This window comes from Pantoea graminicola (genome assembly GCF_048452665.1).
Lineage (GTDB): Bacteria > Pseudomonadota > Gammaproteobacteria > Enterobacterales > Enterobacteriaceae > Pantoea.
This window is the reverse complement of the sequence record NZ_JBLWSJ010000001.1, coordinates 182,789-204,303: the sequence shown is the minus strand read 5'-3', so window position 1 is coordinate 204,303 and position 21,515 is coordinate 182,789. Positions and strand designations below refer to the sequence as shown.

The following is a 21,515-nucleotide window of genomic DNA, read 5'->3' as shown; positions in this document are numbered from 1 at the left end:
AAGTGCTGCGGGATTAACCAATTCGCATCAATGACGCCTGCGCCATTCGCTGAGCGACACGACCTGGCGAGTCGCGGCAGATTCTCCTTCCAGCTCAATCCCTTGCGGTGTGAAACGCGCATTATACTGTTCGCGAAGCGCGTGCAGCTCCTGGCTGTCCGGCTCCAGCTGGCGCAGAAAGCCCAGTGCGAGCAGCAGTTGCTGGCGGCTGATCAGCGGCGAAAAACCGGCGCGACTGAGAATGCCATGCCAGCGCTGGCTGTTCTCCTCGCTGCCGTCCACTATCAGCACCTGCCAGATCAGCAACACCGCCGCACCGTTATGCAGATGCGTTTCATTATCGTGACTCAGATAGTCGGTAAACTCTTTCGCCGCCTCTTTGCCCATCATCGCGGTCATCGACTCCACCTGAACCGGTGGCAACTGCAGCCGCTTGCTGAGCCGCTGAACGGCATGACGTGAGCCTGCGGTGAGCAGCTGAAATCCGGCGACAAACACCACCGCCAGCGTGGCAAACATTATCCAGATCATGACATCTTCCCCTGATAGTTCTGCAGATATCATACGCATGCAGGCAGCCACTCGTCGCGATGAAAAGTCGGAAAGCGCGTATGCGGCTGAAACTGTGACTGACAGCAGCCCCCGCTTCTGACAAAATAGCCCCCTTCCCCGATTCAACACAACACAGTGGATTTCCTCTCTGATGGCAGCAAAAATTATTGACGGTAAAACGATTGCGCAGCAGGTGCGCGTTGAGGTTGCGGAAAAAGTGAAGCAGCGTCTGGCGGCCGGAAAACGTGCGCCGGGTCTGGCTGTGGTGCTGGTGGGTGAAAACCCGGCCTCGCAAATCTACGTGGCCAGCAAACGCCGCGCCTGTGAAGAGGTGGGTTTCCATTCCCGCTCTTACGATCTGCCCGCCTCGACCCGCGAAGCTGAGCTGCTGGAGCTGATTGATACTCTCAATCAGGACGATGAGATCGATGGCATCCTGGTTCAGCTCCCGCTGCCCGCCGGTATCGATAACGTCAAAGTGCTGGAGCGCATCACGCCAGACAAAGATGTCGATGGATTCCACCCCTACAACGTTGGCCGTCTGTGTCAGCGTGCGCCGACTCTGCGTCCCTGCACGCCGCGCGGGATTGTCACGCTGCTGGAGCGTTACAACATCGACACCTACGGCCTGAACGCTGTGGTGGTCGGGGCATCGAATATCGTTGGTCGTCCGATGAGCATGGAGCTGCTGCTGGCAGGCTGCACCACCACCGTAACGCACCGCTTTACCAAAGATCTGCGCCATCACGTTGAGCACGCCGATCTGCTGGTGGTGGCGGTCGGTAAGCCGGGCTTTATTCCGGGTGAGTGGATCAAACCCGGTGCTATCGTCATCGACGTTGGCATTAACCGACTGGAGAGCGGCAAAGTCGTGGGCGATGTCGATTTCGACACTGCATCAGAGCGTGCATCCTATATTACCCCGGTGCCGGGCGGCGTTGGCCCGATGACGGTGGCTACCCTGATCCAGAACACGCTGCAGGCGTGTGAAGAGTTTCACGATAAAGAGGTTGTTTAAATGGCAAATTTTTCACTGGGAAAATTCCCGCATGTCGATCTGTGTGACCTGCTGAAGCTGGAAGGCTGGGTTCAGAGCGGTGCACAGGCTAAGATCGTGATTGCCGAGGGCGAAGTGAAGGTCGATGGCGCGGTCGAAACCCGTAAGCGCTGCAAAATCGTGGCCGGTCAGACCGTCGAGTTCTCCGGTTTCCGCACCACGGTCGTTGAGTGATGCGCTGGCGTCCCTGCGGGGACGCCGTTGCAGCATCCACGTCAGCCCTGCGCGTCTGCGCGGTATCAGCCCGCCAGTACGAAAAAGAGCGACCTGCCCGTTAGTCGCAAAAAAAGGGCGATTGCTCGCCCCTTCCGCCCTATTTCCGACGCCAGCTTGAGCCCTGTGGCCCATCTTCGACAATCACGCCCAGCGCGTTGAGCTTGTCGCGGGCGATATCTGCATCCGCCCAGTTTTTGGCGGCACGGGCATCGGCACGGGCCTTCACCCAGTGCTCAATCTCGGCAACCTCTTCGTCATTCACCTGCGCGCCACTCTGCAGGAACAGCTCAGGATCCTGCTGCAGGATGCCCAGCACGTTGGCCATCTCGCGCAGCTTCGACGCCAGGGCATCGGCCGATGCGCCCTCTTCGCTTTTCAGGCGGTTAACCTCACGCGCCATGTCGAACAGCACCGAGTAGGCTTCCGGGGTATTGAAATCGTCATCCATCGCCGCGCGGAATCGCGCTTCAAACGCTTCACCCCCGCTGGCAGGGACGCTGCTGTCCGTATGACGCAACGCCGTGTAGAGACGCTCCAGCGCCGCTCGCGCCTGATTCAGGTTATCTTCGCCATAGTTGAGCTGGCTGCGATAGTGACCGGACATCAGGAAGTAACGCACCGTCTCCGCATCATAATGCTGCAGCACGTCACGCACGGTGAAGAAGTTGCCAAGCGATTTGGACATCTTCTCGCGGTCGACCATCACCATCCCGGAGTGCATCCAGTAATTGACGTAAGGACCGTCATGCGCGCAGCTCGACTGGGCGATTTCGTTTTCATGATGCGGGAACATCAGATCGGAGCCGCCGCCGTGAATATCGAAGTGGCTGCCCAGCTGTTTGCAGTTCATCGCCGAGCACTCAATATGCCAGCCCGGGCGACCATTGCCCCACGGTGATGGCCAGGCGGGCTCATCCGCTTTGGACATCTTCCACAGCACGAAGTCCATCGGATTCCGCTTCACGTCGGCCACTTCAACCCGCGCGCCCGCCTGCAGCTGTTCCAGATCCTGACGCGACAGCGCGCCATAGTCGGTGTCGCTGAGCACATCAAACATGACGTCGCCATTTTCCGCGACATAGGCGTGCCCGCGTGCGATCAGCGTTTCAACCAGCGCAATGATCTCTGCGATATGGCGGGTCGCGCGTGGCTCCTGATCGGGTGGCAGGATCCCCAGGGCGGCAAAATCGTTATGCATTTCGCCAATCATACGATTGGTCAGGGTTTCGATGCTTTCGCCATTTTCATTGGCACGTTTGATGATCTTGTCATCAATGTCCGTAATATTACGCACATAGTTAAGCTCATACCCGAGGTAGCGCAGATAGCGCGACACCACATCAAACGCCACGAACGTCCGCCCATGACCAATGTGACAGAGGTCATACACCGTGATGCCGCAAACATACATGCCGATTTTACCGGCATGAATGGGTTTGAATTCCTCTTTCTGTCGACTCAGGGTGTTATAAATCTTAAGCATTGAACGGTTCCGTTTTCGCGTGTGGTTGACACTTTTAAGTATCCAGACATTGTGCCGTATTTTTATCGCTCGCGCGACGCAAAGCAAGCCAACTGCGCCGCGCTGCTGACGCGTCATCGGAATTTATGATATAAGAACCGTCGACTAAAAGGGGTACGCCAGTTAACAGAGCGACCTCAGCTACTGATCACAACCTTTACAGGACAACAAAAATGGTAACTTTCCAGACGAACCATGGCGATATCGTAATCAAAACTTTCGATGATAAAGCGCCGGCCACCGTACAGAACTTCCTGGATTACTGCCGTGAAGGTTTTTACGACAACACCATTTTCCACCGTGTCATCAACGGCTTTATGATCCAGGGCGGCGGTTTCGAACCCGGCATGAAGCAGAAAGAGACCAAAGCTGAAATCAAAAACGAAGCGAACAACGGCCTGAAAAACACCAAAGGTACGCTGGCTATGGCGCGTACCTCTGCGCCGCACTCTGCGACCGCACAGTTCTTCATCAACGTCGCTGACAACGACTTCCTGAACTTCCGTGATGAAAGCGTTCAGGGCTGGGGCTACTGCGTGTTTGCAGAAGTGGTTGAAGGCATGGATGTGGTAGAGAAGATCAAAGCCGTCTCTACCGGCCGCAGCGGTATGCACCAGGATGTGCCAAAAGATGACGTCGTTATCCAGAAAGTGACCGTCAGCGAGTAATGTCGCGCACGCTGTTTATCGCAGATCTCCATCTGTGTCAGGAAGAACCGGCGATTACCGCCGGTTTTCTGCATTTTTTAGCGCGCGAAGCTCCTCACTGCGACGCGCTCTATATTCTCGGCGATCTGTTTGAAGCCTGGATAGGCGATGACGATCCCAATCCGCTGCATCAGCAGGTTGCCGATGCCCTGCGCGCCCTGCCGGTGCCGGTTTACTTTATTCATGGCAACCGCGATTTCCTGCTGGGCCGCCGCTTTGCACGGGCCAGCAACATGACGCTGCTGCCGGAAGAGCAGGTCTTGACGCTCTACGGTCAGCGCGTACTGATCATGCACGGTGATACCCTCTGCACGGACGACGCGGGGTATCTGCGCTTTCGCGCCAGAGTACATAATCCCTGGATCCAGCGGCTCTTTCTGGCGCTGCCTCTGCGGATCCGCAAGCGGATTGCCGCGCGGATGCGGGCCGACAGCAAGCAGGCTAACCAGCACAAATCTCAGAGCATCATGGATGTGAACCCGGATGCGGTCGTCGCCACCCTGCTGCGCCAGCAGGTGCCGCTGCTGATCCATGGCCACACTCACCGCCCGGCAATTCATACGCTGGCGGTGCAGGGCGAAACGGCACAGCGCGCGGTACTGGGTGCCTGGCACGAACGGGGTTCCATGATTCAGCTCGACGCCAGTGGCATTCAGCTCACTGAATTTGACTTCTGATCGGCCGTCAAACCGACGGCATTAAGCGTGACGCAACCGTTTTCCTTCCGCGTCTGTCATGCTATTCTCGGTGCCCTTCAAAACCTGTCCGCCCGGCCAGGTCTGTTTGTTCATCCACAGGAGTTGACCGCATGTCATCCAACGCCCCGGCTCGCATCGCCATTGTTATGGGTTCCAGAAGTGACTGGGCCACCATGCAGTTCGCCGCTGACATTCTTACCAGCCTGGACGTCCCTTTTCATGTTGAAGTGGTCTCTGCGCACCGCACCCCGGATAAACTGTTCAGCTTCGCCGAAACCGCGGCGGACAACGGTTTTCAGGTGATTATCGCGGGTGCAGGTGGCGCAGCCCATCTGCCGGGGATGCTGGCAGCCAAAACCCTGGTGCCGGTGCTGGGTGTACCGGTGCAGAGCGCGGCGCTGAGCGGCGTCGATAGCCTCTACTCGATCGTGCAGATGCCGCGCGGTATTCCGGTTGGCACGCTGGCGATCGGTAAAGCCGGTGCCGCCAATGCCGCCCTGCTGGCGGCGCAGATTCTGGCTCTGCATGACAGTGCGCTGGCGTCACGTCTCAACACCTGGCGTCAGAGCCAGACCGATGAAGTGCTTAACCACCCCGATCCGCGGGAGGAGGCATGAAGCCGGTTTGCGTACTGGGCAACGGCCAGTTAGGCCGTATGCTGCGTCAGGCGGGTGAACCCCTGGGCATTGCCGTTTACCCGGTGGGTCTGGACGCCGATCCTGCCGCTCTGCCGATCGCCGACAGCGTGATCACCGCCGAGATCGAACGCTGGCCGGAGACGGCGCTGACGCGTGAACTGGCCAGCCATCCGGCCTTTGTTAACCGCGATATTTTTCCGCGTCTGGCCGATCGCCTGACGCAGAAGCAGCTGCTGGACGAGCTTGGCCTGGCGACTGCCCCCTGGCAGTTGCTGTCGGACAACAGCGAATGGCCGACGGTGTTTGACTCGCTGGGCGAGCTGGCGATAGTGAAAAGCCGCACCGGCGGTTACGACGGACGCGGTCAGTGGCGTCTGCGCGCCGGTGATACGCACCAGCTGCCGGATGCCTGCTACGGCGAATGCATCGTTGAACAGGGCATTAACTTTTCCGGTGAAGTCTCGCTGGTGGGCGCGCGCGGCCACGATGGTAACGTCGTGTTCTATCCGCTGACGCATAACCTGCATCAGGAGGGCATTCTGCGCACCAGCGTCGCCCTGCCCCAGGCGGATCGGGCGCAGCAGCAGCAGGCCGAAGCGATGCTGAGTGCGATTATGCATGCGCTGAACTATGTTGGCGTGATGGCGATGGAGTGCTTTGTCACGCCTGACGGACTGCTGATTAACGAGCTGGCACCGCGTGTCCATAACAGCGGCCACTGGACGCAGAACGGCGCCTCGATCAGCCAGTTTGAGCTGCATCTGCGCGCCATTCTCAGCCTGCCGCTGCCGCAGCCGGTGGTCTTTGCCCCGTCGGCGATGGTCAACCTGATTGGCACCGCCGTAAACCTCAGCTGGCTGCAGCAGCCGCTGGTGCATCTGCACTGGTATGACAAAGAGGTGCGTCCGGGCCGTAAAGTGGGCCATCTCAATCTGACCGACAGCGACACGAAGCGGCTTAAGATGGCGCTGAACGCGCTGGTGCCCCAGTTGCCTGCAGAGTACGCCAGCGGTATTGCGTGGGCAGTTGAGAAGCTCTGATTGCCGCCACCGACAGTGCAGGGCGGCCTGATCGGGCCGCTCAGCATGATGGTGCCGTTCTCTCTCAGTCAGCAGCAGACATCGGGAAAAGATCGCAAAAACGCCCCTGCCCGCCCGTCACGCGTGATAACGCTCCTCATCCCTGAGGGGCGTCCGTTAGCGGATTGAATTCATCCTTCCTGCGTAACGCCTCACTCCGGTTTTCCGCCTGTTGATCTGCATAGCGGTAAAAACGGGCGGGATGCGGCCTGTCCTGCCCCGAATCTGACCGCTACGCCGCATCGAACTTCCTGAACAGAGCTTTTCCTTTCAGTAACCGGATTCCCAGCCAGCCGCCGCAGAGGGATAACAGCAGCGCGCCGCACAACGGCAGCGCCAGCCAGAGCGTCCAGTCGGGCTGCCACGGGAAGTCAAAGATTCGGGTCTGTAATCCCCACAGCGCCGCTTCTGCTCCCATCGCCGCCGCAACGCCGGAGACTACGCCGAGCAGAGCAAACTCGTACCATAGCGTGGTGCGCAGCAGGCGCTTACCGGCCCCCAGCGTGCGATAGACGACCAGCTCCTGCCGACGCTGACGCATCCCGACCTGAATCTGCGCCAGCAGCAACAGCAGACCGCAGACGGTGACCAGCACCACCATGATCTCCAGCGCCTGGCTGACCTGCGTCAGCACCTGACCGATCTGCCGCATAATGCTGCCGATATCCAGCAGACTCAGCGTCGGAAAGGCGCGGTTCAGCTGGGCCAGCAGAACCGGATCGGCCGCCATACGGAAGCTGGTGAGCCAGGTCTGCGGCTGACTGTCCAGCGCCCCCGGCGGGAAAATAAAGAAGAAGTTCGGCTTCAGGCTCTCCCAGTCCACTTTACGCAGGCTGGAGATTCGGGCACTGAAGGTCTGCGTATCGCCTTCGAACGTCAGGGTGTCACCGAGCTTCACGCCCAGCCGCTCCGCCAGCTCCACCTCCATTGACACCTCTCCTGCCCCTGGCGGCCAGTGACCGGCCACCAGCGGATTGTGATCCGGACGCTCGGCCAGCGCCGTCAGGTTAAGTTCGCGGTTCAGGGCGTTATCCCGACCAGGATCCGCTGGCTTACCGTTAAGCTCACTGAGCCTTACCCGTGCAATCGGGTAGAAGATTTCGGGCTTAATCTGGTGCGCCTGCAGGAAATCCCGCACCTGCGGCACCTGCTCCGCACTGATGTTCAGCAGGAAGAAGTTCGGGCTGTCCGCCGGTAACTGCTGCTGCCAGCGATCCAGCAGATCGCCCCGCATCACCAGCAGCAGGGCCAGCAGCATAAACGAGAGCGAAAAGGCCGCGAGCTGGCTTAACGTCATGCCGGGCTGACGCAGCAGCCGGTTGATCGCCAGCCGCAGGGCCAGCCTGCGCACCACCAGCCGCCGAAGTAGCAGCAGCGTGCCCCAGCCGGTAATGGCCAGTAAGCCCGCCAGCACCACCACACCGGCCAGCAGCGCCCAGAGCATCTTACTGCCGCCCACCAGCAGGGCTAACAACGTGATGACAACCGCGGCCATCACCGGGATGTAGAATTTCAGCGGCCAGAGGCTGGCTACCGCATCGCGCCGCAGCACCCGCAACGGCTGCGTCGCCAGCAGCAGACGATAGGGACGCAGCCCCACCAGTAGCGAAATCACAAACAGCGAGCCCACCGCCCAGACCCACGGCCAGAGGCTGGCCGCCGGTAAGCTGGCTGGCAGCACCGGTTTCAGCATCGCCATCAGAATCGCTTCCACGCCCTGCCCGATCAGGCCACCGGCTATCGCCGCCAGCAGCAGCACCGCCAGCCACTGACCGATGATCAGACGCTGCAAGGCGCCGTGCGTGGCCCCCAGAGTTTTCAGCACCGCCACCAGATCGTAGCGGCTGCGGCAGTAGTGGCTCATGGCGACCGCCACGGCCGCAATTGCCAGCATCAGGGTCAGCAGGGCCGACAGCAGCAGAAACTGCTGCGCACGCTGCATCGAACGCCCCAGGGCATCCTCTGAGTTCTCAGTGCTGATCCAGCGCTGGTCCGCCCTGATCTGCGGCTCAATCCAGCGGTCGTAGCGGGCCAGCTGGTCGGGATTGCCGGCGAATTTGTAGCGCCAGGTGATTCGGCTGCCAGGCTGGATCGCCCCGGTTTTCGCGGCATCGGCCTGGTTGATCAGCAGACGCGGCGCCATCTCAAAGGGGTTAAAGCCACCATCCGGCTCCTGAATTACCACGCCGCTGATGCGCAGCCGGGTGTCTCCGACGTCCAGCACATCGCCCACGTTCAGATTCAGCAGCGCCATCAGGCGCGGCGCGGCCAGGGCGGTGCCCGCCTGCGGCCTCAGACCTGGCGGTTTAGTCTGCAGCGTGCCGAACATCGGGTAAGCGTCATCGACCGCCTTGACGGAGGCGAGCTGCGGCGACTGGCCGGCAAAGGTCATGGTCATAAAGGTCAGCTGACGGCTGACCGTCAGGCCGGTTTCACGCGCTTTCGCCAGCCAGGCTTCCGGCACCGCCGCGCTACTGCGCAGCGTACGGTCGCCCGCCATAAAGTCACGGCTCTGCTGATTCAGCCCCTTTTCCATGCGATCGCTGATCGATCCCAGCGCCAGGACGCAGGCGACCGCCAGCGTCAGGGCCAGCCAGACAATCAGCAGCGAGGGCGATCGCCACTCCCGCCAGAACCAGCGCCAGATCATTGCTCCTCCCACAGCTTGCCATCACGCAGCCGCAGGCGACGGTCGCAGCGCGCCGCCAGCTGCTCATCGTGCGTCACCAGAATCAGGGTCGTGGCGAAGTCGCGATTCAGGGAAAACAGCAGATCGGCGATGCGGTCACCGGTTTTACGATCGAGATTGCCGGTCGGTTCATCGGCAAACAGCAGGCCCGGACGGCCGCTGAAGGCGCGGGTCAGCGCGACCCGCTGCTGCTCCCCGCCTGAAAGCTGGGCGGGCAGATGGTGCAGACGTTCCCCCAGCCCAAGCAGCGTCAGCAGCTCGCGCGCCTGCTCCCGGCTCTGGCGATCGCTGTCACCGCGCAGCAGCGAAGGCAGCTGCACGTTCTCCTGCGCGTTCAGGGTCGGCACCAGCATAAACGACTGAAACACAAAACCGACCTGTTTAGCGCGCAGGGCCGCGCGCTGCTCCTCATTCATCCGGTGCAGCGGCTGCCCCAGCAGATGGACCTCCCCGCTGCTGCCGTCGTCCAGCCCGGCCAGAATCCCCAGCAGGGTAGACTTGCCGGAACCCGACTCGCCAATCAACGCAAGGGTCTCGGCTGGTTTGACAACCAACTCAACTCCGGTAAGGATGGTTAACTGATGCTCTCCCTGACCGACGGACTTAGTAAGATGATGAACTTCAACAATGTTTTCCGCTGGCATTATCCCTTCCTGTTATTGATGCTTCTGCTGGTGTCGCGTCTGGCGGCTGCCGATACGCTGATGGTGCTGGGCGACAGCCTGAGCGCAGGCTATCGCATGTCTGCCACTGCAGCCTGGCCCAGCCTGCTTGATAAACAGTGGCAGCAGAAACCGAAAGTGGTCAACGCCAGCATCAGCGGTGACACGGCCGCACAGGGGCTGGCCCGTCTGCCTGCGCTATTAAAACAGCATCAGCCCCAGTGGGTGTTAATCGAACTGGGCGGTAATGATGGTCTGCGCGGCTTTCCGCCTGATACCATTGCGCAGACGCTGAGCAAGGCCATTGACGCTATCAAGGCCGCCAGCGCGAAGCCGCTGCTGATGCAGATCCGCCTGCCTGCAAACTATGGCCGCCGCTATACCGAGGCGTTCAGCGGCATCTATCCCGGCTTAGCGCAGCAGCATAACATCCCTCTGGTGCCCTTCTTCATGGAGCAGGTCTACCTGAAACCCGAATGGATGCAGCAGGATGGCATTCATCCCAATCCCGATGCCCAGCCGTTTATCGCCGGGTTGATGGCCAGAGAACTGGCTCCCTTAGTTAAGCAGCCGTAGCGCGCCTGGATGCGCAAAAAGGGTAAAGAAATGCAAAAAACCATTCTGATTACAGGTTGTTCCAGCGGTATTGGCCTGGTCGCCGCGCAGGATCTGCTGGCACGGGGTTACCGGGTCATCGCCGCCTGCCGCAAAGCGGACGATGTCCTGCGCATGAACACGCTCGGGTTTACGGGCGTACAGCTGGATCTCGACGACCCGCAGAGCGTGGATCAGGCGGCGGATGCCGTGCTCGCGCTCTGTGACAACCGTCTGGCGGCGCTGTTTAACAACGCCGGATTTGGTCTCTATGGCCCGCTGCGGACGCTTTCCCGTCAGCAGCTGGAACAGCAGTTTTCCAGCAATTTCTTTGGCGTTCATCAGCTGACCCTGCGCCTCCTGCCGGCCCTGCAGGCCAGCGGCGATGGCCGCATTGTTAACACCAGCTCGGTGCTGGGAGTGATCTCGACGCCTGGCCGTGGCGCCTATGCCGCCAGTAAGTATGCGCTGGAGGCCTGGAGCGATGCGCTGCGGCTTGAGGTGCGCAGCAGCGGGATTCGGGTCAGCCTGATTGAACCCGGTCCGATTGAGACCCGCTTTACTGACAACGTGACCCAGGGCGAACAGCATAATCCGGTGCGCAATCCCGGCATCGCAGCGCGCTTTACCCTGCCACCGGAGGCTATTCTGCCTAAACTGCGTCACGCACTCGAGAGCCCTCATCCGCGTTTACGCTATCCGGTGACAGTGGTCGCACATGTCATGAGCCTGCTGAAACGGTTACTGCCTGGCTGGATGCTGGATCGCATTTTGCGCAGCCACTGATTCACCGGGCGCAATTACGCTTGAAGCCGGGCCAGTTGGCCCCATATCCTTAGAACACTTTTTGCAAAGAGACTTATTCATGTCACCACAAGCTTCGATCGTCGACATCAACGAATCTAACCTGCAGCAGACCCTTGAGCAGTCGATGCAGCTGCCGGTGCTGTTCTACTTCTGGTCTGAGCGCAGCCAGCACTGTCTGGAGCTGACGCCGGTGCTGGAGCGCCTGGCGCAGGAGTACGCGGGGCAGTTTATTCTTGCAAAACTGGATTGTGACAGAGAGCAGCGGGTAGCGGCGCAGTTTGGTCTGCGATCCATCCCGACCGTCTATCTGTTCCAGGATGGTCAGCCGGTTGACGGCTTCCAGGGGCCGCAGCCGGAAGAGGCGATCCGCGCCCTGCTGGAAAAAGTCCTGCCGCGTGAAGAGGAGCTGAAGGCGCAGCAGGCGATGCTGCTGATGCAGGAAGGCAAACCGCTGGAGGCGCTGCCGCTGCTGAAAGAGGCGTGGCAGCTGAGCAATCAGGCCAGCGAGATCGGTTTCCTGCTGGCTGAAGTGCTGATTACCCTGAGCCGCAGTGATGAAGCGGAAGCGGTGCTGAAGGTCGTACCGCTTCAGGATCAGGACACCCGCTATCAGAGCCTGATGGCGCAGATCGACCTGCTGAAGCAGGCCGCAGACACGCCAGAGATTCAGCAACTGCAATCGGAGCTGGATGCGGATCCGACTAACGCTGGACTGGCTGCTAAACTCTCGTTACAGCTGCATCAGGTTGGCCGGAACGAAGAAGCCCTGGAACTGCTGTTCAGCTTCCTCAAATCCGATCTCAATGCCGCTGATGGCCAGGCGCGTAAAATGCTGCAGGAGATTCTGGCGGCGCTGGGAACCGGCGATGCACTTGCCGCCCGTTATCGCCGTCAGCTCTACTCCCTGCTCTACTAACCGGCATCACCTCGGGCCGAAGCGACTCGGCCCGTCACTCTGACAATGTGGAGGTTATATGATTACAGTCATTCCCGCCCTGATTATTCTGGCGCTGGTGGCGGTCTGGGCGACCGTTAAAATTGTGCCGCAGGGCTTTCAGTGGACGGTTGAGCGTTTTGGCCGTTACACCCGCACCCTGACGCCAGGACTGAGCCTGGTGATCCCGTTCATGGATCGTGTCGGTCGTAAGATCAACATGATGGAACAGGTGCTGGATATCCCCTCTCAGGAGATTATCTCCAAAGATAACGCCAATGTGACCATCGATGCCGTCTGCTTTATTCAGGTGGTTGATCCCGCACGCGCCGCCTATGAGGTCAGCAATCTTGAGCAGGCGATCCTGAACCTCACCATGACCAATATGCGCACCGTACTGGGCAGCATGGAGCTGGATGAGATGCTCTCTCAGCGCGACAGCATCAATACGCGCCTGCTGCATATCGTGGATGAGGCAACCAACCCGTGGGGCGTCAAGATCACCCGTATTGAGATCCGCGACGTGCGTCCGCCGCAGGAGCTGGTGGGGGCGATGAATGCACAGATGAAAGCGGAGCGCACCAAGCGCGCCGATATTCTGACGGCCGAGGGGGTGCGCCAGGCGGCGATCCTGCGAGCCGAAGGGGATAAGCAGTCGCAGATCCTCAAGGCCGAAGGTGAACGTACCTCGGCGTTCCTGCAGGCAGAAGCGCGTGAACGTCAGGCTGAGGCTGAAGCGAATGCCACGAAAATGGTTTCGGAAGCGATCGCCGCCGGTGATATTCAGGCCATCAACTACTTTGTGGCGCAGAAATACACCGATGCGCTGCAGAAAATCGGCGAGGCCAACAACAGCAAAGTGGTGATGATGCCACTGGAGGCAAGCAGTCTGCTTGGTTCGATTGCGGGCATTGGTGAACTGCTGAAGGAATCACGCACTGAGTCGACACGCTGATGCTGGTCGGGATCATTGCGCATCCACACTGGTTCTGGCTGACGCTGGGCGGATTACTGCTGGCGGCAGAGATGCTGGGTACCAGCGGTTACCTCCTGTGGAGCGGGCTGGCCGCGCTGATCGTCGGCATCATTGAGTGGATCGTCCCGCTCAGCTGGACCACCCAGGGCTCGCTGTTTGCCGTACTGACGCTGGTCTGCGTTTTCCTGTGGTATCGCTGGATGCGCCAGCGTGAAGCGCATCAGCCGCCCACGGCCCTGAACGCGCGCGGCAGGCAGATGGTCGGTCTGCAACTGACGCTGGAGAGCGCGCTGCACAACCGGACCGGCCATGTGCGCATCGGAGACAGCAGCTGGCGGGTAGAGGCGGAGCAGGATCTGCCCGCGGGTACGCCGGTCGTGGTGGTGGGCATAGAGGGGATCACCCTGCGTATTCAGCCCCGCTGATGCGCGCATCCGGCCAGATTGTTGATGATGGGGCACTCCGCTCCCTCATCGCCCGGACAGGCCTCCGCCAGCGCCAGCAGTCGCGCCCGCATCATATGCAGCTCTTCAATATGCGCCGCGATTTCATCCGCTTTCTGTAGCGTGCGGGCTTTCACATCCGCGCTGTGACGTGACGGATTGTTAAACAGCGCCACCAGCTCACGGCACTCATCCAGCGTAAAGCCGACCTGCCGCGCCTGGCGCAGCAGGTTCAGCTCATCAAGATGATGCGCATTGTAGCGGCGGTAGCCATTTTCACTGCGTAACGGCGGGGTCACGACCCCCTTCTCTTCGTAAAAACGGATCGCCTTGCTGGTCAGTCCGGTCTTCTTCGCCACATCGCTGATGTTCATTCTGGTCCCCTTGACCTTCCCCTTGATGGAAGGTTTATGCTTAAGCATGAATCGAAACTGGCCTGCGGGTCAAATCTGTTAACCAGGGAGTTGATGATGTCACATACTCTTTCTCTGGCACTTGATGGCCTCTCCTGTGGTCACTGTGTCAAACGCGTCAAAGAGGCACTGGAACAGCGCGACGATGTTGATCACGCCGATGTCACCCAGCAGGAGGCGCATGTCTCCGGTCAGGCGGACGCCGCTGCGCTGATCGCCACCATCGAGCAGGCGGGTTATCACGCCACGCTGAAACCGGCGGCTTCCCCAAAGCCTGAACCGTTGACAGCATCGGAGCCGCCGCCGGAGGCGCTGACAACGGAGTCCGCTTCTCATCCGGCAGACAACACACAGTCCACCTATATGCTGCTGATTGAGGGCATGAGCTGCGCCAGCTGCGTCAGTCGCGTGGAAAAGGCGCTGCAGCAGGTTACAGGCGTCAGCCAGGCGCGGGTCAACCTCGGCGAACGCAGCGCGCTGGTGCTGGGGCACGCCGACCCGCAGCAGCTGGTGGCCGCCGTGGATGCCGCGGGCTATGGTGCAGAGGTGGTGGACAACGAACAGGATCGCCGCGAAAAGCAGCAGCACAGCGCCCGCAGCGCGATGCGCCGGTTCAGCTGGCAGGCTGGGGTCGCGCTGGCGTTCGGGGTGCCGCTGATGATCTGGGGCATGGTGGGCGATAACATGATGCTCACCGACAGCAATCAGGGCCTCTGGCGCGGACTGGGGATGCTGACCCTGCTGATCATGGTGCTCACCGGCAGCCACTTCTATCGCAGCGCCTGGCGCAGTCTGCGCAATGGCAGCGCCACCATGGATACGCTGGTGGCGTTGGGCACAGGCGCCGCCTGGATCTACTCATTCAGCGTGGTGCTGTGGCCCGACTTTTTCCCGCCTCAGGCGCGCCATCTCTACTTCGAAGCCAGCGTGATGATTCTGGGTCTGATCAATCTGGGGCACGCCCTTGAGCAGCGCGCACGTCAGCGATCGTCTGAGGCGCTGGAGCGGCTGCTGGACCTGACGCCCGCCCAGGCGCGTCTGGTTGATCCCGGGGGTGACCGGATGATCCCGGTCAGTGCCGTAACGTCCGGCATGACGCTGCGCCTGGTCACCGGCGATCGGGTACCGGTTGATGGTGAAATCAGCACCGGTGAAGCCTGGTTTGATGAGGCGATGCTGACCGGCGAAGCGGTGCCGCAGACCAAAGGTTCGGGTGCGGCGATCTTTGCCGGTACCCTGGTGCAGGATGGATCGGTCACCTTCGTCGCCCGGGCGACCGGCAACGATACCACCCTCTCGCGCATTATCCGGCTGGTACGTCAGGCGCAAAGCAGCAAACCGGATGTGGGGCGGCTGGCCGACCGCATCTCTGCCGTATTCGTGCCCGTTGTGGTGCTGATCGCCCTGCTGAGCGGCGCGGTCTGGTATCTGTTCGGGCCGCAGCCGCAGATCGCCTACATGCTGGTGATTGCCACAACCGTACTGATTATCGCCTGCCCCTGCGCGCTGGGCCTGGCGACTCCCATGTCAATTATTGCCGGTGTGGGCCGCGCGGCCGAGCTGGGCGTGCTGGTGCGCGATGCGGACGCCCTGCAGCGTGCCAGCGAGATCGACACCCTGGTCTTTGATAAAACCGGCACGCTGACGGCAGGCACACCGCAGGTCATGGAGGTGCTGACCTGGAACGGAGCCCGCCGCGAAGCCGTGCTGAACCGGGCGGCGGCGCTGGAGCTGACCTCGGGTCATCCGCTGGCGAAAGCCATCGTGGAGGCGGCGAAACTGCCCCGCTCTCCCGAATTAACGCAATTTCGTACAATACGCGGCAAAGGCGTCAGCGGTACGCTGGAAGGCAGAACGCTGCTGCTGGGCAACGCGGCGCTGCTGCAGGACAACGGCGTGGACTGCCGGATGGCAGAAGCAGAGATAGCGCGCCTGACGCAACAGGGTGCCACGCCGGTCTTACTGGCCGAACAGGGTCAGCTTACTGGTCTGATTGCATTACGTGATGCGCTGCGGCCGGAGAGCAGTGCGGCGCTGAAACGCCTGCATCAGCAGGGCTATCGCCTGATTATGCTGACCGGCGATCATGAGAAGACCGCGCGTGCCATTGCTGACGAAGCCGGAATTGATGAGGTGATTGCGGGGGTGCTGCCGGAAGGAAAAGCCGCGGCTATCGCGCAGTTACAGCAGCAGGGTCGCCGCGTCGCGATGGTGGGCGACGGCATCAACGATGCGCCTGCGCTGGCGCAGGCCGATGTGGGAATTGCGATGGGTGGCGGCAGTGATGTGGCGGTCGAAACCGCGGGCATTACGCTGATGCGCGCCGATCTCAACGGCGTGGCGGATGCATTAGCCCTCTCCTCTGCCACGCTGCGCAATATCCGGCAGAACCTGTTTGGCGCATTTATCTACAACAGTATCGGTATTCCGGTGGCGGCCGGAGTGCTTTATCCGCTGACCGGCACCCTGCTCAGCCCGATTGTAGCCGGCGCCGCGATGGCGCTCTCCTCCATCACCGTGGTCAGCAACGCCAACCGGCTGCTGCGCTACCGGCCGCCGCGTCCGTAATCCCGCTTCAGCGCTGTTTTTCATACGCTGAAGTCGCTAGCATGGGGTTTTGAATCGCTAAGGAACGGGAATGTCAGGCAACGTTTGGCGCTCACTGCGCGGCTTTATCAGCCAACTTTTTCCCGCCAGTTACCGCTGGCCTGCGATGGATGTCCGGCTTGGCGATCGTCATCTGCATCTGGTTGGCAGCATCCATATGGGCACGCGCGATATGCAGCCGCTCCCCGCCCGTCTGCTGCGTCAGTTACAGCAGGCGGATGCGCTGATTGTGGAAGCCGATATAACCCAGGGGGGCTCACCCTTTGATCATCGCGGCGATCGTCCGGCTCTCTCTGCCCGCCTGGAGAGCCACGCGATGCAGACCCTGACGGCGCTGTGCCAGGAGATGAGCCTGGATCTGAGCCTGTTTGACCATCTGCCGGCCTGGCAGGTTGCGCTGATGCTGCAGGCTCAGCAGGCCCAGCGGCTGGGGTTGCGACCCGACTACGGCATCGATTATCAGCTTTTACAGGCGGCAAAGGGGCTGAACAAGCCGGTAATTGAGCTGGAAGGGGCCGATGCGCAGATCGCCCTGCTGACCGCGCTACCGGATGATGGCATGGCGCTGTTGCAGGATACGCTGCAGCACTGGCATACCAACGCGCGACTGCTGCAGATGATGGTGAGCTGGTGGCTGGATACGCCGCCACGCCAGCCCGAAATCACCCTGCCCGCCACCTTCAGCCAGGCGCTGAACGAGACGCTGATCGGACAGCGCAATGCGCAGTGGTGTCAACGTCTGCAGACGCTGACGGCAGGAAACTATGTGGTGGCGGTCGGCGCCCTGCACCTCTATGGCGAAGACAATCTGCCGGAGATGCTGAAGCGGCCCTGAAAAAAGAGAGCCGATAACATTATCGGCCCGTCAAAGAGGAATGTGTTTATGATTCTGGTTATCGCTCAGCAATCGGATTGCTGGCGCGCGGCCAATTTTCACTCAAAGCACAAAATTTCGCCACCTTTTTTCCTGTTTATGCGCAATAAGATTTTTCTGAGTAAGGAACCTGTATGACGCCCGCCGTAAAACTACTGGAAAAACAGAAAGTCAGCTTCACGCTTCACCCTTATGAACATGACAGCAGCGAAACCCATTTTGGTGATGAAGCGGTCCGGAAACTCAATCTGGATGCACGTCAGGTGTTTAAAACGCTGCTGGTGGCGCTGAACGGTGAGGCGAAACAGTTAGCCGTTGCGGTGACGCCCGTGCCGACCCAGCTGGATCTGAAAAAGGTGGCTAAGGCCCTGGGCGCGAAAAAAGCAGAGATGGCCGATCCGCAGCTGGCACAGCGGGTGACTGGCTATCTGGTGGGCGGGATTAGCCCGCTCGGCCAGAAAAAACGGCTGCCGACGGTGATCGATCACTCCGCCCGCGCATTCAACGCCATGTTTATCTCCGGCGGCAAGCGCGGGCTGGATATCGAACTGGCACCTGACGATCTGGCTCGTCTGCTGGATGCGCCGTTTGCCGATATTGCCCGCCACGACTAAACCCGTGGCTGAGCGCAGAGCTGATCGATCATCCAGCGTCCCGCCGGGCCGGGTGGCGTGCGTCGTGACCAGACCACCTCCACCGCGATATGCTGTGGCCAGCCCGGCATCGACAGCTCCTTCAGGACGCCATGCCCGAACTGCTTCACCAGCCAGCGCGGCAGGATCGTCCAGCCAAATCCCTGCTCCGCCATCTCCAGCAGCAGCAGATAGGTCGGCGCTGACCAGATACGCCCCGTTGGTGCGGGTTCAGCGGCCTCTATCCAGGTGTTGAGTCGCAGATGCCGGACGCCTTCCAGCTCGCTTTCACTGAGGGTGTTATGCCGGGCCAGCGGATGATCGCGATGTAAAAAAACCGCCATCTGTGCCTCAACCTGCAGGCGTGCCACTGCGATATCCACCGGCAGAACAGGCTGCGCCCGCACCACCCCCAGGTGAACCCGCCCGGCCTGCAGCAGATCCAGCACATCGCCATCCTCAGCAATCATGACTTCCAGCTCAATCTCCGGGTAACGGGCATCAAACTGCCTGAGCAGCTGTTCGTGGTGATCGGTTTGCCAGAAATCGGACATGGCAAAACTGAGCCGTGGCTCGACGCCCTGCGACAGTCGTATTGCCAGCGCATCCAGCCGCTCACTCGCCGACAGGATCTGCTGGATCTGCGGGACGACACGGCGTCCCTGCTCGGTGAGCATCGGCTGGCGGCCCGCGCGGTCAAACAGCGCAAAGCCGAGATCGTCCTCCAGACTGGCGACCGCCGCGCTGATGGTGGACTGACTTTTACCCAGCGCGCGCGCCGCAGCGGAGAACGATCCGCTCGCCACGGTCTGCATAAACGCCTCAAGAGATTCCGGGGAGTAACGCATTTAATCCATCGCTTTTTCCGATAGGTAATCATTTTATCTTAGCATTCCGGCGTGTAAGAATGCGCCGCATTATGCAAGGAGATAGAGTTATGCGTACCCGCTCACTGAAAGAACGTATTCTGCACGCTGTCTGTTTTGAAACGCTGGCGATTCTGACCGTATCGCCCCTGGCGGCCTGGATTATGAATAAGCCCCTGTTTCAGATGGGATCACTGGCGATCATACTCTCGACCGTCGCGATGCTCTGGAACATGATCTATAACAGCGGATTTGATCGTCTCTACGCGCCAGGCCAGAAGCGCGGCACGGGCGTGCGCATACTGCATGCGCTGGGGTTTGAAGGCGGATTTATCCTGATTGGCCTGCCGATTGCGGCCGCGATGCTGCACATCTCCCTGTGGCAGGCGCTGCTGGTGGAAATCGTCTTTTTCCTCTTCTTCCTGCCCTACACGATGCTCTACAACTGGGTCTGGGACAAACTGCGCGAGCGCTGGATCAGACGTCACCCCTGCCGGGCGTCATAAAAACGGGAGGCGCAGGCGCCTCCCGGTGCGTTCAGTGCGAGGCGGCCGTTTCATTTCCCCACGGCCAGATCCACGCCAGAATCATTTTTGGATAGTTACGCTTACGCGCTTTTTCCGCCGCTTCATCCCTGGCCCGGATCTGTTCATCGGTCAGATGAACGATCTCTCCCCTGGGCTGATAGTCACTGGCTTTCACCGGCGAATGCGTCCTGATCCAGTCACGCAGGACCTGCGCATCGACGGCGCCGGTGTTGAGATAACCGGCATGATCGTCCAGTCGCGGATAGCCATCACCGCCCGCCGCATTGAAGCTGTTCGTCGCCATGCGATAGTGCTGCGCGTCGTCAATCGGCTTACCGTTAATTGTGACGTTGCTGACCCCTTTTCCATCGGCGGTCAGGCCGACGCCGGCAAACTGCGCATAACCGCCTGAGTCAGGCTGAATGTTCGCGACCACCGCCAGATAGCGTTTAATTTCCGCACCGGTGAGGCTGACCGACACCACCTGATTACCAAACGGCTGAACCTGCAGCAGATCGCGCCAATTCAGCTTGCCCGACCTCAGCGAGGTGCGAATACCTCCGCCACTCATCACCCCGAAATCGGCTTTGGTGTGTGCCATCTGCGCCCGCAGGATCAGCTGGCCCAGACTGGTCTGCTGAAAGCGGACCTGCTCTTTTTCACCGCTGAAGCTGCCATCGGCGCTGCCGACGCTCTCGGTTAACTTCGCCTCGGCCCGTTTCTGGAACGGCATCAGCAGCTTCATCATGGCGGTATTCTTTGGGATCTCCTCCTGCCAGTTGAGCCAGGTTTCGCTGCCATCCGCATTCTTCACCGGATGCTTAAGGTTGACCGGCACCAGCTGATACGCCTCCAGCGTCACCTCACCGTTGCGGAACGTGAAATCGCCCCGTCCGACATATTTGCCCCACTTGTCGGCCTGCATGATCCAGATCCCGTTCTGCTTATCAGGCTGACACGGCTGGCCGGGCTGATAATTTTTTACGCTGACGTTCTCTTTTTCCATGCAGACCGCGTCATGTGAATGTCCGCCGACAATCAGATCGATCGTGCCGGCTGGCAGGCTGCGCGCCAGGGTAACATCATCAATACCGTTGCTGCCGTGCTGGCCATTGTCATAGTGGCCAAGATGGGTCAGCGCGACAATCACGTCTGGCTTCTCCGTCGCACGCAGCTGCTTCACCGCCTTCACCGCTTCGGCGACAGGATCGCGGAACTCGGTATCTTTAAGGCCCGCAGGATTGGCAAGTTTTGCGGTGTCCGGCGTGATCAGCCCGACAACCGCAATTTTCAGTCCGAGACGGTTGAAAACGGCCCACGGCTTAAACAGACGCTGGCCGCTGCTTTTCTGATAAACGTTGGCGGCCAGCAGCGGGAAGCGCGCCCACTTCTCCTGCTTGCGCAGAACCGCAATCGGTTTGTCGAACTCATGATTGCCCAGCGTCATGGCATCGTAGCCAATCAGGTTCATGGCGCGGAAATCGGGTTCGGCATCCAGCTCGTCAGATTCCGGCACGCCCGTGTTCACATCACCGGCAGAGAGGATCAGTGCGCCCCCGCCTCTGGCCTGCACATCGTAGCGCAGCGTATCCATCAGGGTTTTCTGCGCCGCGAGGCCATACTCGCCCTGCTCGTTAAACCAGAAATGTCCGTGCTCATCGTTAGTGTGCAGCAGGCTGAAGCGATAGGTGCGGTCGGCCACGGCGGCCTGTGACAACAGCGGCATCAGAGCCATCAGTAATGCCGCACCCGCCCCTGTCCATTTCGATAACAACACTGTGATTCTCCTTAATGACCGTCTGGCCCGATTTTCTGCCTCTTTGCCCCTCTGTGTCGCACATTCCCCCGGTGAACTCAAGGCCAACTCGCATTTGCGCTGCAGGAGAGGCGCCGCTTTTCATCGCTGGCCCGTTTTTTCTGCGTCTGGCCCTGTAAGTCAGGCCATTTTTCTCTGCGCCCGTTTCTGTAACGACTATCAGGGCGGGCTGGCATTTCTGATGTTAATCGTTTGTTTACGCCAGT

General features: G+C 60.3%; 22 protein-coding genes. 15 read left to right on the top strand and 7 right to left on the bottom strand.

The window, feature by feature from the left end:
* Window positions 1-27 precede the first annotated feature (27 nt).
* Complete coding sequence (locus ACNY69_RS01035) at window positions 28-531, bottom strand: DUF1198 family protein (RefSeq protein ID WP_111138991.1); 504 nt, start codon at window positions 529-531, stop codon at window positions 28-30.
* A 172-nt stretch (window positions 532-703) separates the two neighbouring features.
* Between ACNY69_RS01035 and folD the strand changes: the two genes are divergently transcribed.
* A complete protein-coding gene (folD, locus tag ACNY69_RS01030; RefSeq protein WP_111138990.1) occupies window positions 704-1,570 on the top strand; it encodes a bifunctional methylenetetrahydrofolate dehydrogenase/methenyltetrahydrofolate cyclohydrolase FolD in 867 nt (288 codons plus the stop codon).
* Window positions 1,571-1,783: a ribosome-associated protein YbcJ gene (gene ybcJ, locus ACNY69_RS01025; protein WP_111138989.1), complete on the top strand. Its 213-nt coding sequence runs from the start codon at window positions 1,571-1,573 to the stop codon at window positions 1,781-1,783.
* Between the two features lie 139 nt (window positions 1,784-1,922).
* Here the strand turns inward: ybcJ and cysS are convergent, their stop codons facing one another.
* Entirely contained in the window at window positions 1,923-3,308 is a 1,386-nt protein-coding gene (cysS, locus tag ACNY69_RS01020; RefSeq protein ID WP_288475745.1) for a cysteine--tRNA ligase, read from the bottom strand.
* 212 nt (window positions 3,309-3,520) lie between these two features.
* Between cysS and ppiB the strand changes: the two genes are divergently transcribed.
* The 4 genes from ppiB (at window position 3,521) to purK (ending at window position 6,430) form a co-directional block, all read left to right on the top strand.
* On the top strand, window positions 3,521-4,015 hold the full coding sequence (gene ppiB / locus ACNY69_RS01015) for a peptidylprolyl isomerase B (protein WP_111138987.1): 495 nt from the start codon (window positions 3,521-3,523) through the stop codon (window positions 4,013-4,015).
* Window positions 4,015-4,731 carry a UDP-2,3-diacylglucosamine diphosphatase gene (lpxH, locus tag ACNY69_RS01010; RefSeq protein ID WP_418797151.1) on the top strand — a complete coding sequence of 239 codons (717 nt, stop codon included), beginning with the start codon at window positions 4,015-4,017 and terminating at the stop codon, window positions 4,729-4,731. The genes ppiB and lpxH overlap by 1 nt, the downstream gene beginning before the upstream one ends.
* Window positions 4,732-4,862: 131 nt before the next feature.
* On the top strand, window positions 4,863-5,369 hold the full coding sequence (gene purE, locus ACNY69_RS01005; protein WP_293770807.1) for a 5-(carboxyamino)imidazole ribonucleotide mutase: 507 nt from the start codon (window positions 4,863-4,865) through the stop codon (window positions 5,367-5,369).
* Window positions 5,366-6,430, top strand: a complete 1,065-nt coding sequence (purK, locus tag ACNY69_RS01000) for a 5-(carboxyamino)imidazole ribonucleotide synthase (RefSeq protein WP_418797150.1) — start codon at window positions 5,366-5,368, stop codon at window positions 6,428-6,430. The genes purE and purK overlap by 4 nt, the downstream gene beginning before the upstream one ends.
* A 271-nt stretch (window positions 6,431-6,701) precedes the next feature.
* Here purK and ybbP read toward each other — a convergent pair whose 3' ends face one another.
* Both ybbP and ybbA read right to left on the bottom strand, forming a co-directional pair.
* Window positions 6,702-9,119: a putative ABC transporter permease subunit YbbP gene (gene ybbP, locus ACNY69_RS00995; RefSeq protein WP_111138983.1), complete on the bottom strand. Its 2,418-nt coding sequence runs from the start codon at window positions 9,117-9,119 to the stop codon at window positions 6,702-6,704.
* The gene (ybbA, locus tag ACNY69_RS00990; RefSeq protein ID WP_418797148.1) at window positions 9,116-9,802 is read right to left on the bottom strand and encodes a putative ABC transporter ATP-binding protein YbbA; all 687 of its coding nucleotides are present in this window, start codon (window positions 9,800-9,802) and stop codon (window positions 9,116-9,118) included. Before ybbA ends, ybbP begins: the two co-directional genes overlap by 4 nt.
* Here ybbA and tesA point away from each other — a divergent pair.
* The 5 genes from tesA (at window position 9,770) to ACNY69_RS00965 (ending at window position 13,556) form a co-directional block, all read left to right on the top strand.
* Entirely contained in the window at window positions 9,770-10,396 is a 627-nt protein-coding gene (gene tesA / locus ACNY69_RS00985) for a multifunctional acyl-CoA thioesterase I/protease I/lysophospholipase L1 (protein ID WP_367396146.1), read from the top strand. The genes ybbA and tesA overlap by 33 nt on opposite strands.
* Before the next feature lie 30 nt (window positions 10,397-10,426).
* On the top strand, window positions 10,427-11,200 hold the full coding sequence (locus ACNY69_RS00980) for an SDR family oxidoreductase (RefSeq protein ID WP_111139036.1): 774 nt from the start codon (window positions 10,427-10,429) through the stop codon (window positions 11,198-11,200).
* A gap of 79 nt (window positions 11,201-11,279) precedes the next feature.
* Window positions 11,280-12,137, top strand: coding sequence for a co-chaperone YbbN (locus ACNY69_RS00975; protein WP_111138980.1), 858 nt, complete (start codon window positions 11,280-11,282; stop codon window positions 12,135-12,137).
* Between the two features lie 58 nt (window positions 12,138-12,195).
* Window positions 12,196-13,110 carry an SPFH domain-containing protein gene (locus ACNY69_RS00970; protein ID WP_111138979.1) on the top strand — a complete coding sequence of 305 codons (915 nt, stop codon included), beginning with the start codon at window positions 12,196-12,198 and terminating at the stop codon, window positions 13,108-13,110.
* Window positions 13,110-13,556, top strand: a complete 447-nt coding sequence (locus ACNY69_RS00965) for an NfeD family protein (RefSeq protein ID WP_111138978.1) — start codon at window positions 13,110-13,112, stop codon at window positions 13,554-13,556. Before ACNY69_RS00970 ends, ACNY69_RS00965 begins: the two co-directional genes overlap by 1 nt.
* Here the strand turns inward: ACNY69_RS00965 and cueR are convergent.
* Window positions 13,544-13,948 carry a Cu(I)-responsive transcriptional regulator gene (cueR, locus tag ACNY69_RS00960; protein ID WP_293770819.1) on the bottom strand — a complete coding sequence of 135 codons (405 nt, stop codon included), beginning with the start codon at window positions 13,946-13,948 and terminating at the stop codon, window positions 13,544-13,546. The genes ACNY69_RS00965 and cueR overlap by 13 nt on opposite strands.
* Before the next feature lie 96 nt (window positions 13,949-14,044).
* On the opposite strand from cueR, the gene copA reads away from it, so the two are divergent.
* The 3 genes from copA (at window position 14,045) to ybaK (ending at window position 18,082) form a co-directional block, all read left to right on the top strand.
* Window positions 14,045-16,555, top strand: coding sequence for a copper-exporting P-type ATPase CopA (gene copA / locus ACNY69_RS00955; RefSeq protein ID WP_418797358.1), 2,511 nt, complete (start codon window positions 14,045-14,047; stop codon window positions 16,553-16,555).
* Window positions 16,556-16,625: 70 nt separating this feature from the next.
* Window positions 16,626-17,429: a TraB/GumN family protein gene (locus tag ACNY69_RS00950; RefSeq protein ID WP_111140324.1), complete on the top strand. Its 804-nt coding sequence runs from the start codon at window positions 16,626-16,628 to the stop codon at window positions 17,427-17,429.
* A 173-nt stretch (window positions 17,430-17,602) separates the two neighbouring features.
* The gene (ybaK, locus tag ACNY69_RS00945) at window positions 17,603-18,082 is read left to right on the top strand and encodes a Cys-tRNA(Pro)/Cys-tRNA(Cys) deacylase YbaK (protein WP_111140323.1); all 480 of its coding nucleotides are present in this window, start codon (window positions 17,603-17,605) and stop codon (window positions 18,080-18,082) included.
* On the opposite strand, the gene ACNY69_RS00940 is transcribed toward ybaK, so the two are convergent.
* Window positions 18,079-18,948, bottom strand: a complete 870-nt coding sequence (locus ACNY69_RS00940; protein ID WP_111140322.1) for a LysR family transcriptional regulator — start codon at window positions 18,946-18,948, stop codon at window positions 18,079-18,081. The two genes, ybaK and ACNY69_RS00940, sit on opposite strands and share 4 nt — an antisense overlap.
* An 89-nt stretch (window positions 18,949-19,037) precedes the next feature.
* On the opposite strand from ACNY69_RS00940, the gene ACNY69_RS00935 reads away from it, so the two are divergent.
* Entirely contained in the window at window positions 19,038-19,472 is a 435-nt protein-coding gene (locus ACNY69_RS00935; RefSeq protein ID WP_111140321.1) for a multidrug/biocide efflux PACE transporter, read from the top strand.
* A gap of 31 nt (window positions 19,473-19,503) precedes the next feature.
* Here the strand turns inward: ACNY69_RS00935 and ushA are convergent, their stop codons facing one another.
* Window positions 19,504-21,228, bottom strand: a complete 1,725-nt coding sequence (gene ushA / locus ACNY69_RS00930) for a bifunctional UDP-sugar hydrolase/5'-nucleotidase UshA (RefSeq protein WP_418797357.1) — start codon at window positions 21,226-21,228, stop codon at window positions 19,504-19,506.
* Window positions 21,229-21,515: the final 287 nt, after the last annotated feature.

Coding starts and splice junctions, on each gene's coding strand:
- ACNY69_RS01035 (WP_111138991.1), bottom strand. CDS start 531: ATGATCTGGATAATGTTTGCCACGCTGGCGGTGGTGTTTGTCGCCGGA.
- folD (WP_111138990.1), top strand. CDS start 704: ATGGCAGCAAAAATTATTGACGGTAAAACGATTGCGCAGCAGGTGCGC.
- ybcJ (WP_111138989.1), top strand. CDS start 1,571: ATGGCAAATTTTTCACTGGGAAAATTCCCGCATGTCGATCTGTGTGAC.
- cysS (WP_288475745.1), bottom strand. CDS start 3,308: ATGCTTAAGATTTATAACACCCTGAGTCGACAGAAAGAGGAATTCAAA.
- ppiB (WP_111138987.1), top strand. CDS start 3,521: ATGGTAACTTTCCAGACGAACCATGGCGATATCGTAATCAAAACTTTC.
- lpxH (WP_418797151.1), top strand. CDS start 4,015: ATGTCGCGCACGCTGTTTATCGCAGATCTCCATCTGTGTCAGGAAGAA.
- purE (WP_293770807.1), top strand. CDS start 4,863: ATGTCATCCAACGCCCCGGCTCGCATCGCCATTGTTATGGGTTCCAGA.
- purK (WP_418797150.1), top strand. CDS start 5,366: ATGAAGCCGGTTTGCGTACTGGGCAACGGCCAGTTAGGCCGTATGCTG.
- ybbP (WP_111138983.1), bottom strand. CDS start 9,119: ATGATCTGGCGCTGGTTCTGGCGGGAGTGGCGATCGCCCTCGCTGCTG.
- tesA (WP_367396146.1), top strand. CDS start 9,770: ATGATGAACTTCAACAATGTTTTCCGCTGGCATTATCCCTTCCTGTTA.
- ybbA (WP_418797148.1), bottom strand. CDS start 9,802: ATGCCAGCGGAAAACATTGTTGAAGTTCATCATCTTACTAAGTCCGTC.
- ACNY69_RS00980 (WP_111139036.1), top strand. CDS start 10,427: ATGCAAAAAACCATTCTGATTACAGGTTGTTCCAGCGGTATTGGCCTG.
- ACNY69_RS00975 (WP_111138980.1), top strand. CDS start 11,280: ATGTCACCACAAGCTTCGATCGTCGACATCAACGAATCTAACCTGCAG.
- ACNY69_RS00970 (WP_111138979.1), top strand. CDS start 12,196: ATGATTACAGTCATTCCCGCCCTGATTATTCTGGCGCTGGTGGCGGTC.
- ACNY69_RS00965 (WP_111138978.1), top strand. CDS start 13,110: ATGCTGGTCGGGATCATTGCGCATCCACACTGGTTCTGGCTGACGCTG.
- cueR (WP_293770819.1), bottom strand. CDS start 13,948: ATGAACATCAGCGATGTGGCGAAGAAGACCGGACTGACCAGCAAGGCG.
- copA (WP_418797358.1), top strand. CDS start 14,045: ATGTCACATACTCTTTCTCTGGCACTTGATGGCCTCTCCTGTGGTCAC.
- ACNY69_RS00950 (WP_111140324.1), top strand. CDS start 16,626: ATGTCAGGCAACGTTTGGCGCTCACTGCGCGGCTTTATCAGCCAACTT.
- ybaK (WP_111140323.1), top strand. CDS start 17,603: ATGACGCCCGCCGTAAAACTACTGGAAAAACAGAAAGTCAGCTTCACG.
- ACNY69_RS00940 (WP_111140322.1), bottom strand. CDS start 18,948: ATGCGTTACTCCCCGGAATCTCTTGAGGCGTTTATGCAGACCGTGGCG.
- ACNY69_RS00935 (WP_111140321.1), top strand. CDS start 19,038: ATGCGTACCCGCTCACTGAAAGAACGTATTCTGCACGCTGTCTGTTTT.
- ushA (WP_418797357.1), bottom strand. CDS start 21,228: ATGGCTCTGATGCCGCTGTTGTCACAGGCCGCCGTGGCCGACCGCACC.